Source organism: Klebsiella indica, from assembly GCF_005860775.1.
GTDB lineage: Bacteria > Pseudomonadota > Gammaproteobacteria > Enterobacterales > Enterobacteriaceae > Klebsiella > Klebsiella indica.
The window spans coordinates 52862-64702 of sequence record NZ_VCHQ01000002.1; the positions used below are offsets into that span (position 1 = coordinate 52862).

General features: G+C 52.3%; 9 protein-coding genes. 2 read left to right on the forward strand and 7 right to left on the reverse strand.

What is annotated here, in order from left to right; all coding sequences use genetic code 11:
* Position 1 precedes the first annotated feature (1 nt).
* The gene (pgaA, locus tag FE839_RS01465) at positions 2 to 2449 is read right to left on the reverse strand and encodes a poly-beta-1,6 N-acetyl-D-glucosamine export porin PgaA (RefSeq protein WP_138358422.1); all 2448 of its coding nucleotides are present in this window, start codon (positions 2447 to 2449) and stop codon (positions 2 to 4) included.
* A 615-nt stretch (positions 2450 to 3064) separates the two neighbouring features.
* Between pgaA and FE839_RS01470 the strand changes: the two genes are divergently transcribed.
* Positions 3065 to 3649: a helix-turn-helix transcriptional regulator gene (locus FE839_RS01470; protein WP_138358651.1), complete on the forward strand. Its 585-nt coding sequence runs from the start codon at positions 3065 to 3067 to the stop codon at positions 3647 to 3649.
* Between the two features lie 369 nt (positions 3650 to 4018).
* Here the strand turns inward: FE839_RS01470 and FE839_RS01475 are convergent, their stop codons facing one another.
* From FE839_RS01475 to FE839_RS01500, 5 genes are all read right to left on the reverse strand, one after another.
* On the reverse strand, positions 4019 to 4996 hold the full coding sequence (locus tag FE839_RS01475) for a FecCD family ABC transporter permease (RefSeq protein ID WP_171034804.1): 978 nt from the start codon (positions 4994 to 4996) through the stop codon (positions 4019 to 4021).
* Positions 4997 to 5028: 32 nt separating this feature from the next.
* A complete protein-coding gene (locus FE839_RS01480) occupies positions 5029 to 5778 on the reverse strand; it encodes a class I SAM-dependent methyltransferase (RefSeq protein WP_110494087.1) in 750 nt (249 codons plus the stop codon).
* Positions 5708 to 6721, reverse strand: coding sequence for an ABC transporter substrate-binding protein (locus FE839_RS01485; protein WP_012131807.1), 1014 nt, complete (start codon positions 6719 to 6721; stop codon positions 5708 to 5710). Before FE839_RS01485 ends, FE839_RS01480 begins: the two co-directional genes overlap by 71 nt.
* On the reverse strand, positions 6721 to 8790 hold the full coding sequence (locus FE839_RS01490; RefSeq protein WP_241675602.1) for a TonB-dependent siderophore receptor: 2070 nt from the start codon (positions 8788 to 8790) through the stop codon (positions 6721 to 6723). Before FE839_RS01490 ends, FE839_RS01485 begins: the two co-directional genes overlap by 1 nt.
* Before the next feature lie 362 nt (positions 8791 to 9152).
* Positions 9153 to 10052, reverse strand: coding sequence for a LysR family transcriptional regulator (locus FE839_RS01500; protein ID WP_138358430.1), 900 nt, complete (start codon positions 10050 to 10052; stop codon positions 9153 to 9155).
* A gap of 99 nt (positions 10053 to 10151) precedes the next feature.
* Between FE839_RS01500 and aptA the strand changes: the two genes are divergently transcribed.
* Positions 10152 to 11483: an omega-aminotransferase AptA gene (aptA, locus tag FE839_RS01505; protein ID WP_138358432.1), complete on the forward strand. Its 1332-nt coding sequence runs from the start codon at positions 10152 to 10154 to the stop codon at positions 11481 to 11483.
* On the opposite strand, the gene FE839_RS01510 is transcribed toward aptA, so the two are convergent.
* Positions 11480 to 11785 carry a hypothetical protein gene (locus FE839_RS01510; protein ID WP_171034795.1) on the reverse strand — a complete coding sequence of 102 codons (306 nt, stop codon included), beginning with the start codon at positions 11783 to 11785 and terminating at the stop codon, positions 11480 to 11482. The genes aptA and FE839_RS01510 overlap by 4 nt on opposite strands.
* Positions 11786 to 11841 lie beyond the last annotated feature (56 nt).

Below are 11841 nucleotides of genomic sequence, written 5' to 3' on the forward strand. Positions count from 1 at the left end.
CTTAAAACCGTAAATTCGTATCAAAGGAAACGGAAAGATTACTTTCACGTTTACCGTCGTAGGGGCGTTTATCCCAGTTCAACATCACGCCGGCATCGATGACGCTGTTTAAACGAATGCGTTGTCCATAGCCGAGCAAAGCAATCGCGCCTGGAGCGTGGTTTTTCTGCCAGTAGCTGCCGCCGCCAACGGCCATTTGTTGGCTCCAGACGGTCTCGTAGCGCTGATATATCACATGGTTAGCCGTCAGCGCGGCGGCGGCGGAAAGATCCCGTTTCGGGTTGTAGTACATGGTGTCAGAGCGGCTGTTGGCGCTGAAGGAGAGCCCGGGCTCAAGATCGAGCGTCAGCGTTGGGGTTTGCCACAATTGCTCTTTACCAGAGAGGAGATATTCCTGACGGCGGTTGTTATCTGAAAAGTCGCTTGCGGCGGCGCTCAGACGATATTCGCGCTGCTCATTCTGATACCAGCGCACCCATACTTCGCCACGGTTTGAATGCACTCCATTGCGTAATGCGCGTAGCGGAGTTGTGCTGGAAAGCCGTTCGATTTCACCGCCTGTCTGCCAGTTGTCGTTCAGGCGATGCCAGGCTGAGAGACGTAAGCCCGGTTTATTGGTGCCGTGAAAATGGTTATTCGACACTTCCAGTTCGCCCCGGTAGTCACGCCGGCGCCATTCGATACCGCCGAACAGGTTGCGGCTGCTGCCTTTACCCTCGGTAAAATTGCTTTGCGCAAAGCGAGTACCTGCGAATAACCGCCAGTTGTCGGCCAGCGGCGGGCCATAAATAGCGGTATCCCAGTTGAGATCGCGGCTGCCGCTCACCGGGCTATTGGCGTGTATCCCCTTCGTCGCGTTGATCCGCAGTTCTGACATATGGTGTACCTGGCGCACTCTGGCCAGACGTTGCGAACTGAGGTCTCCTGGGGTACGGGCCATAACATCGTCGGTTAACAAATCCATTTGCCGCCACTGCTGAAGATCCATCGCAACGTATGCTTGCTGGCGTTCAAGATCGATATTCGACGGTTCCAGCGCTTCAGCCGTTTTGAGTTCTTGCTCGGCGGCCCCTGGCAATCCACGCGCTTGCAGCAGCATGGCGTAATCGATCCGCAACTTCTGATTTCCCGGAGCCGTTGCCGCCAGACGCTGCGCCAATGTCTGCGCTTGCGGTAACGCATTGGTCGCCAACAAATACTGAAAATTGAGCGACTGCGCCTCCAGCCAGCGATCGTTTGGTTCGGGCACCGTGGAGCCGAGGGCATAGATGTGATAGGGCGAGCTTTTGCTCAATCGTTCGACATATTGATGAGCGGCTTTATAACGGCCGCTATCCAGCAGAGCGAAGAAAATTTCATGCCCCTCGTCCTGCGGCAACGCCAGCGTTTCAGGGTGCTGCCGGGCGACAGATAGCGCGACATCGACTTTTTTTTCCGCAAGGAAAGAGGAGATAACCCAACCGATTGCCCAGTCGGGAATGCGGACTTGTTCCGCTGTCAGGGATTCATATTCCGCGATCGCTTGCGTGTAGTCGCCGTGGGCGTAGAGCGCGCCAAGTCGATCAATACGCGCACGGGTGAGATCGGCGGCGGCCTGTGGATCGTTACGCCAGCGGCTAAAAATACGGTCATAGTTTTCAAGCGCCTGGCGGGCGAGGAAAAATCGTTCCTTTTCCCCGCGAGAACGGGTATCGGCAAGGCGCACCCGTTCTGCCGCCGCGTTAATTTCCAGAGCCCGACGGGCGGCGGGCGAGAGGTCACTTTGTTTTGATAATGCCAAAGCGGGGCTATCAATTCTGTTGAGAGTGAGGGAGTTAATCAGGTTATTCAGCGCCTCTTTGTTCTCCGGCGCGGTATTGAGCGCGCGGGTATCGCTAAGTAGCCGATCCCAGCTTTTTCCCTGGCGCAGGTAAACATAAGAGAGCGTTTGCAGGTGTGCGACGGTGGGCTGTGCGGCAACCAGCTGGCGAGCCTCATCTAGCGCTTGCGTATCCTTGCGTGCGTCGGCCAGCGTCTTTATTCGGCCAATGCGGTAGTCGTCAGTACCGGGAGCGAGGCTAATGGCCCGGTCCCACAGATCCAGAGAGAGAGGCCAGTGATGCAGGTTGCGATACGCTTGCGCTGCCGCGGCGATACCACGAGCGGGCAGGGGCATATAAACCTGATATCGTTGCCAGACACGAATGACCTCGTCATCACGCCCGGCCCACAGGGCGACCTGCAGCCAGTCTGCGACTTGCTGCGGGTTTAACGCGTGCAGTCGTTGATATTGTCGAAGAGAATCCAGAAAAGGGGCATAGTTGCCGTTGCGCGCTTGCTGAATCTGCAGGTCGTATACCGATTGAGTGGCATGGACCACACCAGGTAATAGCAATAATAGACTCATTGCCAGCGATAATTGATTGCTGTGATGAAAGAATTGCTTATTGAAAACAGGAAATCGCTCCATAACTATTTTCCATATCTCTATCAAGAATCCATTCGCAGTACATTAAGCTTTTAACCCGAAGATTAAGTATGAGTGTGAGATTTTTCAACTTGCCTATTGCGTTGCGTTTGATGCTTTATTCCAAAGTAATAAAGTCAAGGTGGCTGAAGATTAATGTACACCTGATATCTTTGCTGAAAAATAATCAAGAATATGTTTTAAGATAAATCTGGTGTTTAGCAGTTGTTAGCAGGAATAAGTTTTATCTGATGTCCTTAACCCACTGAAATAAAAAAGATAAAATTGGCTGAAATTTTTTTTCAGTGTTTTCTATAGGTCATTACTGTAGTTAAGTGAGGCGTTTTCTCTCAATGTTTAAGAGAATTTTTGACAAAAATTCTTAATGGCTAAAAAGCTTCTTTTTTGTGAGTGATTTTTTATTTATAATTGTTATTGATTCGGTAATTGAAAATTCTGAAGTCTGGCAAGGCTTGACGCGTTATCGACGAGAAATAGATAAATTATGATAACAGGGGACTGTTTATCGTTATAGTCAATGCTCCATAAGGCGGAGATACCCTTCACCTGGAGGAATTTTGTTGCTTTAATGTTAAAGGATGGTTTGTGGCAACGAAGATGTTGTTGATTACTCAGGACTACTATCTTTTTCAAGGTGTTAAGGTCTTTTATCCTGATATCATCCAGTTATATTCGATTAACACAACGCTATTTTTCGGCGATGCTGACGAGTATTCTGCTCTTATCGATAGCCGCGCGCCGCTACATTTTTATGAACATCTTATACTGGATGCCGCTTTGACCAGAAAACGCATTAGCTGCATCGTCCTTGATATGCGTCACCGGGAAGAAAATCTACTCAGCCTGAGTTTTTTATTGAACATGTCATCGATGTCTACTGATACCGATATAGCGGCCCTTTTTACGCTCTTTCTTAAGTTAAGAAGTAAACGCCTGACCAAAGAGGGGCTACAGAGTCTGCGCCTGAATGTGCAGGAGAAAATTATTTTGCAGCGACTCAATGCAGGAATGACCATGGGTGAAATTGCGGCTGAACTCAATACTTCGGTGAAAAGTCTTTATCGAAAACGGATTGAGCTTTATGAACGTCTGGGACTGACTAATTTTAACGAAGCTTGTTTGTTTATCTTTAAAAATAAACTGTTGGAATCCCCTTGTGAGAATGTTAAATGGAGGGATTAATACCATTGAGTTAGATCTGCAAGATGAAAATGTGTGGAATTTTATTAATTTAATCCGATATTGATAGGCACAATCATTGTTACGGGAAACGCTACTAATAATGCGTTATATATAATAAAGAAGCGGTTTGTTCTTTGTTGCTATGTCCTGAATAACTTGAGTCGCAGAATGAAACGGTTAACCGTTTTGAGGCCGATGACAAATCTGGCTTAGATATGGTGTTCGTATTTCTACGGGGTCGCGGCTAACGCCTGGCCCGGCCTGCAATATGAACAATATTACCGCGTTATAGATTTTGCGTAGCCCCGTCGCGCAATTTCAGAATACACACTCTGTCAGCAATCGGTCAGTACCATCCGGAGCCGCCTTTTATCGGGAAGTCCGTGAAATCAGGAACAGAAATACCGGAACCCCGAGCATCGCCGTCAGGATGCCGACGGGGAGTTCACGGGGCGCAAACAGCGTTCGGGCAAGCGTATCAGCCAGAACGGTAAAAGTCGCGCCGCACAGCATGGATGCCGGCAGCAGCGAACGATGGCGATGACCAATGAATATGCGGGCGATATGAGGCACGGTCAGCCCAATAAAACCTATTGCTCCGCAACATGCCACAATGACCGCAGTCAATAAGGTCAATAAACAATACAGGGCGAGCCTGATTGCGCCAACGTCCACACCAAGCGACGCTGCCGCCACATTGCCAAACGTGAGCACATCCAGCTCTATTGCCCGCCACCAGCAGAGCAGAAATATCGGCAACAGCACCAGTGCGCAAAGCAGTACCTGAAGCCAGGATGCCTGTGCAAAGCTTCCCAGCAGCCAGAACATCACCCCTCGCGTGGTGTCTGCATCCGTTTTCCAGAGCGTGGTTAATGATGTGGCGGCGGAGAGAAGCTGTGTCACGGCGACGCCGGTCAGGATAAAACGGCTGGACTGGCCGGATAGCGATTTCCGCGCCATGAAAAGCACCAGTGCGAAAGCCAGCATCGCGCCGCAGAACGCTCCGGCAGGTACAGCGGCCCAGCCCGCACTGAGACCAAGCGCAATGACCAGTACCGCGCCAAACCCTGCGCCGGATGAGATCCCCAACACCCAGGGGTCGGCAAGAGGATTACGTGTCAACGACTGGAGCACCGTTCCGGCCAGCGCTAATGCGGCGCCCGCCAGCGCAGCAAGCAGGGTGCGCGGCATACGCAGAGACCATACGATCCGCTGATGAAGCGTTCCCGCTGTATCGCTATGCCAGTAGCCTGCCAGTATGGCATTTGCCACGTCCTTCATGGAAAAAGTCACCGGGCCATACATAATGGCAATGCAAAACGCCAGCATCAGGGCCGGAAACAGCATGGAGAGGCGAAAAACAGGAGAACGCAGCATGATTATTTCCAGCCAGCGATCACATAATCATCCAGGAATTGCCAGAGAGTACCCGTTTCGCTAAAACCCGCCTGGCGCAGGGCGGCGAGCTGGAATTCGACCGTGGTGGGCAGTGGTGTCGGGCGGTCTTTAAAGATAGCGGTGCGCGCGTCCATCAAATCAGCCAGCTCATGATGACGGGTGGCCGATGCAAACCAGCTATCCCAGTCCTGCACTCCCGCTGTCCAGGCTTTTTTCTGCGTATCTTCGTCATGAAGCTGGGCAATCCGTTTCTGGCATGGATTGCGATTATCAAATCGCTGATGATCGGCGTTCATGAATAAGCCATGTTCATCCAGCAGGTTAAAGATGTTGCGATAAAGCGCGACCTGCTGTTCCGGCAGCAGCCAGTGGATGGCCGTGCTGGAAACAACGGCCTGCGGTTTGTCGGTCATGGCGGCAAAGCAATCCGCTGTTGCAATATCGCCGCTGAAGAACTGAATACGGTCACTGTATTCAGATAAGGCTTCTTTGGCCAGCGTAAGCAGAAGCGGGTCGAGGTCAATAGCCGTTACTCTTATCGCCGGAAAGCGATTCAGAAGACGCATGCTGAATGAGCCTGGACCACAGGCCAGATCCACCACATGGAATTCTTCGCCATATAGCATTGCCAGAACATCCAGCGCGGCGTTATAGCGTTCTTCACGGTGAGCGATGTAGGCGCTTTGTTGTTCGTCCCAGTTTTTCAGTAATTCGCGGGCTGGAAAGGTCATGTTGTTCCTTAGCGTGTATTTGTGTGACTAGTCGGTGAAGGGCCAGAACTGAACGCGCAGATGCGTCCATGTCATAGCCAGGTAAAATGATGTAACGTTTTGCTTTAACCGCCTTCATGCCTGCGGTGAGGGGATTACGTTCAAGAAAATCGATTTTGCTCCGGGCGCTGTCGCCATCTCCCCCCCTTTGCAGATCGCCCAGGATCAGGTAGTCAGGGTCCCGTTCGGCAATGACCTCCCAGCTCATGGCGGGCCACAGTTCAGCACTGTTATCAAAGATATTTTTACTGCCGATGGTTTTGGTTAACAGCTCAGAAGCGCCATAACCGCCCGCCACATAAGGTGTTGCCGTACCGGAATACCACCACATGAGCGTTCTGCGTGGCAGTTTTATGCGGCTGTCAGCCGCGACCTGTTGCTTCAGTTCATTGATAAGCGCCTCTGCGCGCGGCTCCACGCCATATATGCGCGCAATATTACGCAACTCGTCGTAGATGCTGTCGAAGGTTACAGGCGCAGGAGGCCCACTTTGCAGGCCATTGCACATCCCTTCAATGAGCCAGCTTCCAATTCCCCATTCAGCCATCCTTTCACGACCGGCGGTCTCCGGGCTGTTAAACCAGTAGTAGCTGCCAGAATAGATAAAATCTGGCCGGGAACTCAGCAAGGACTCTCCCGACCAGGGCGAACTGTCGAGACGTGCTTTTAGCGGTTTATACCAGGGGGAGGGCGCGGTATCTTCATCTGGCCGATAACCGACAGCACTGATCACGGAATCTCCCAGACGTAATGCGAGCATGTTTTCCATTGCGGTCGGCATATAGACGATTGCCCGCTGTGGTACATGCTCAAACGTCCAGGATCTTCCGCAATTCTGCAACGTAACGGGATGCGCAAAGCTGGCGAAGGTCGCCAGCAATGCGAGGGAGGCCAGGCGTTTCATCAGAAGCGCATGTTGACATAGGCTTCGTAAGTTCGACCTGGCGCAATCATTTCTTGCCCTGTATAAGTACGCTGCCAGGTGTAGAAGCGATCCGTCAGGTTACGCACGCGGGTGCCTACGGTAACGTCCTTAATCACTTCATAATCGGCGTTCAGGTCGACAGTCGTGTAATCGCCCATTTTGTTTTTGTTGGCATCATCGTTATAGCTACTGCCAACATAGTGGAGCTGCGCGCCCAGCCCCAGTTTGCTAATCGGCATATAACGGCCAGAAAGGTTAGCCGTCCACTCCGGGATATAGCGCGGCTGATTACCGGAAAGGTCCTGCGTACCTTGTTTGAAATTGTCAAAGCGCGCATGGGTATAAGCCACATTACCCGCCAGCGTGACGCTATCCAGCGGTTTAATCAATCCGCTGAACTCAATGCCGCGCGAAGTCTGCTTGCCAACCGCATTCCATACACCGGCCTGGACAGCCGATTGCTGATAAAGATTTTTTTTCTGGAGATCGTAAACGGCCAGCTTCATTTCGCCGTGGTCGAATGTCCCTTTTACACCGGCTTCATATTGCTGAACTTCTGTAAGTGGCAGGGACGTTTGTTCAGGGCTGATAAAGAAGATATCGCTGCCGGGCTCTTTACCTGTGGAATAGTTGGCATACACCGTCCAGTTTTCGTTAATGGCCCAGCTCGGCCCAATACCAACGCTCATAAAGCTATAGCTACGATTGATGGTTTTATTGTCCTGCTGGTAATTCCAGTGCATATCCAGGTTGGTATAGCGCAACTGGCTTAACAGGGCGACAGCATCAGTGATATTCAGATTGTCTTCCAGCAGCAAGGCATACTGGTTCTGAGTGATGTGACGAACAGGTGAGCGCATCTTGCCACCCGCACCAGTGCGAAAGTCATTGGAGGCGGGGTTGGTCAGCAGAACATCTTCGCCGCCCGGGAAGCCGTTAGAATAGTACTGGAATTCGCGTTTTGAAAAATCGACACCCGCAGTCACGCGGTTGGCGAATGATGCAATCGGGTGATCCCAGGTGACCATAGTACGGTTGCCCGTCAGCTTGTCATCATGAGCAAGATCGCCATAAGAATCACGGGTAACATAGCCCGCTTTGTTTGACGGGTAATAGCGTTCAACGTTCTGCCATTCGCGGAAACCTTTGTAATAATAGAACTGGTTATCAAAGGTTACATCAGGCGTTGCATACCAGGACTGGGTTGACTGGAATGAGGTTGCCTGGCTGCGGATATGCGCATCCTGAATGTTGTTGTAGTTTACATGGCGCAAGTCGCGATCAACGTTGCCGTTGATGACAGGCGTCCCGAAATAGGGATTGCGCATATCCGTTAAGCTACGATCGATGTCAAAAGTGACCTGTGTGTTATCGGTCGGCGTTAGCAGGAGCTGTGCGCTGATGCGCTTCGGGCGACTGCGCTCTTTATCAACCTGAGTGCCGGTATTTGATGCGCTTACATCCATGCGGCCAGCAGCTATACCCTCAACAAGCGTACCGCCCGCGCCGATGTGGGCGCGATGGCTGTTATAGCTTGACCAGCTATAGTCAGCTTCCACTGGCTGTCGACCAAAGGTTGCTCTACGTGATATCAGGTTGACGCTGCCACCGGCAGAACTCAGACCATTTAAAACGGATCCAGTGCCATACAGGATGTCCACGTTTTCATAATGAACCGGGTCGGCGATTTGAATGGTGCTACCGGGTACAGCCACGCCGTTTAGCAGCCAGGAAACGCCGGAGAAGCCGCGCAGTGAAACGCTGTTTGAGAGCGTAGGTGAGCTGGTGCCGGACATGCCTGGGGCGTTCTCAACGACTTCGGTGAGCGTGCGTTTGCCCTTAGCCGTAATGGTTCTGGCGCTGATGGTTTCAGTATGGCGTGGCGTTTGCTTATCGGTCAGACCGAGACGTGAGGCTGAACCGGATGAAAGACGTGCCGAGTCGGATTCGGCGGAATAGTCGGATACGTCACTGCCGGTGACGACGATGGTTTCATCTGCTGCACAGGCCAGAGGCGAAGTATTTACTGCTACTGCGAGAGCTATCAAAGAAGGCTTAAGTTTCATACACCAATACTAAATTATAAATTGCAATGTTATAACGTAACATAATTTATCAGTAAAAAAACTGGACAAATGTGATCGTGTGAGAAGAGGAATGGTGACATTGTTTATGCAGCCAGTATGAGCCGCGGTGGTAGCGGTGTCGGCGGAGTATACTCCAGCAAGCTGACTGAAACTCTCTGTTTTCAGTACCGCCAGATGGGCTGAGCTTCTCGTCCTACAGGGCGCGCGATCCGCACTCCCGGATGACGATGTGGTGCAGGTTTGCCCGGTTTTATTATCGATACGATGGCGCAACATCATATAGACGATGTCATTGATCTGCTTAAACAAGGGGGAGTTTGTGCTCAGGAAAGGGAATGAAGAAACAGTTCAAGAATGGAATTTGGTCTTGACCCCTTACGCGTCGCGAGGGCGATTTTGGTCGAAAAACTCAGTCTGTCGGGTTCAATGGCGCGCATTATTCCCTTTTCTACCCAGTGTGCTGCATAGTGATCCGGCAGAAAGCCCACAAAGCGACCCGTCAGGATCAAAAACGCGACGCCTTCGCGATCGGAAGCCGTCGCCGAGCATGACAACAACTGGTGAATGCCAATGCTTTCTGCCGTCATCCGGTAGCTCGGTACTACCGCGTCAAGACGGCTGAGTTGCGCAGTGTCGGATACCTTTCCACAGTGGAACAGAGGGTGTTTATCGCTACAGTAAAGATTTGATTTTTCATCATAAAGATGCTTGTAATCCAGGGCGGATATCGGCGACGTTAACGGCAGTGCCCCCACATGCAATCGCCCGTCCATCAGGCCGCGTTCGATATCCGCCGCCGTGCACATGCTCAGGTTGATGCGCACGTCCGGCCCCTTCGCGCGTAGCATATCCAGCGCATTGGTAATGCGCATCATCGGCTGGGTCACCAGATTGTTGATGATGCCGATGTTAAACTCGCCACGCAGGTGCCGGTGCATCTGGTTCACCTGCTGACGGAACGCCTCAATAGCGGCCATCATGGTGTCGCTGATACGCAGTATCTCGCGCCCTTCGTCAGTAAGGGAAAAGCCTGCCCGGCCGCGCTGACATAGCCGCATACCCAGCCGTTTTTCTAAATCGCTCATGTGCATACTGATGGCTGAACGGGTAATACCCAGCAGGCTTTCGGCGCCGGAAAAACTCCCGCATTCCACCACCGTTTTAAAAATCCGCAGCAGCTTCAGATCGAAATCGGTCACCTGTCCGAGCGATTTTGTTTTCATAGGTAAAAAAAACCTTAACTAAATGTCTCGTAATTTGGATTTAACTTATCTTTTGCTTGATTGCAAACTCTTCTAACACTTTGCAGGAAGAGATCCGTTATGTCCGAAGCCATCAACATCGCATCGCTGAATCTGAAATCACACTGGATGCCGTTTAGCGCCAACCGTAACTTTCACCGTGATCCACGTTTTATCGTGGCCGCGAAGGGACGCTGGCTGCAAGACGCTAATGGGCGCCAGATTTATGACAGTCTGTCGGGGCTCTGGACCTGCGGCGCCGGTCATACTCGCAGTGAAATCCAGCAAGCTGTGGCCAAACAGCTGGGTACGCTCGACTATTCCCCGGGCTTCCAGTATGGCCACCCGCTGTCGTTTCAACTGGCGGATAAAATCGCCAGCCTGATGCCAGGCAACCTGAACCACGTTTTTTTTACCGGCTCTGGCTCCGAATCCGCCGATACTGCCATCAAAATGGCTCGTGCCTACTGGCGCGCTAAAGGGCAACCCGCCAGGACAAAACTGATCGGCCGCGCCAGGGGCTATCACGGCGTTAACATGGCGGGGACCAGTCTTGGTGGCATCGGCGGCAATCGCAAGATGTTCGGCCCTCTGCTGGACGTCGATCACCTGCCGCATACGCTGCAATCGGGTATGGCATTCACCAAAGGGATGGCGGCCACCGGCGGCCCGGCGCTGGCGGATGAGCTTCTGAAGCTGATTGAACTGCACGATGCCAGCAACATCGCCGCCGTGATCGTTGAGCCGCTGTCAGGTTCCGCCGGCGCGATTATTCCGCCGCAGGGCTACCTGCAACGACTGCGGGAAATTTGCACCCGGCACGATATTTTGCTGATTTTCGATGAAGTCATTACCGGGTTCGGGCGTATGGGAAGTTGGAGCGGGGCGGAGTATTTTGGCGTTACGCCAGATATCCTCAACTTCGCCAAGCAGATAACCAATGGTGCCATTCCGCTGGGCGGCGTGGTGGCCAGCAGCGAAATCTATGATGCTTTCATGTCACAGCCGTTGCCGGAACACGCGGTGGAGTTCGGCCACGGCTACACCTACTCCGCTCATCCGGTGGCGTGCGCGGCGGGCCTTGCCACTCTTGACCTGCTGGAAAAAGAGCAACTGATCGCCCGCTCCGCGGAACTGGCGCAGCATTTTGAAACCGCTCTGCACGCACTACGTAACTGCCCGAATGTGGTTGATATTCGCAACTGTGGTCTGGTGGGCGCCATTCAGCTTGCCAGTCGCGATGGCGACGCGACTGTTCGCCCCTTTGATGCGGGCATGGCACTGTGGAAAGCAGGCTTCTACGTCCGTTTTGGCGGTGACACTTTGCAATTTGGGCCAATGTTCAACAGCGAACCCGCTGAACTGGATCGTCTGTTTGACGCGGTGGGCGACGCCTTGCATCAGATTAGTTAAGAGTGTGCCTGATGAAGACCGTTACTTATTTGATTAACGGTGGAATGCGTCAGGCTGCTGCTGGCAGTGTCCCCTCCATTGACGAGGCGATTCGTCAGATTGAGAGATGTTATTGCTGCAGCCAAAGCGGCTCTGCCAGCCTGACGTAATCTGCCGCCGGCCAGACGCGCACCGATTTTTATCGTTGTAAGCCGTTGCCGGAAGCCAATGAAAAGAAAACCGTCGCGCTTATCAGCGACGATCATGGCAAGATGCGTGAAGATACGGCTGACGAACTGAAACGCGGTATTGAGTACGTCCACTGGACGGTGGGCCCACAGGTCCAGTACCAACACTCAGCAAAATCAGTATCACATGC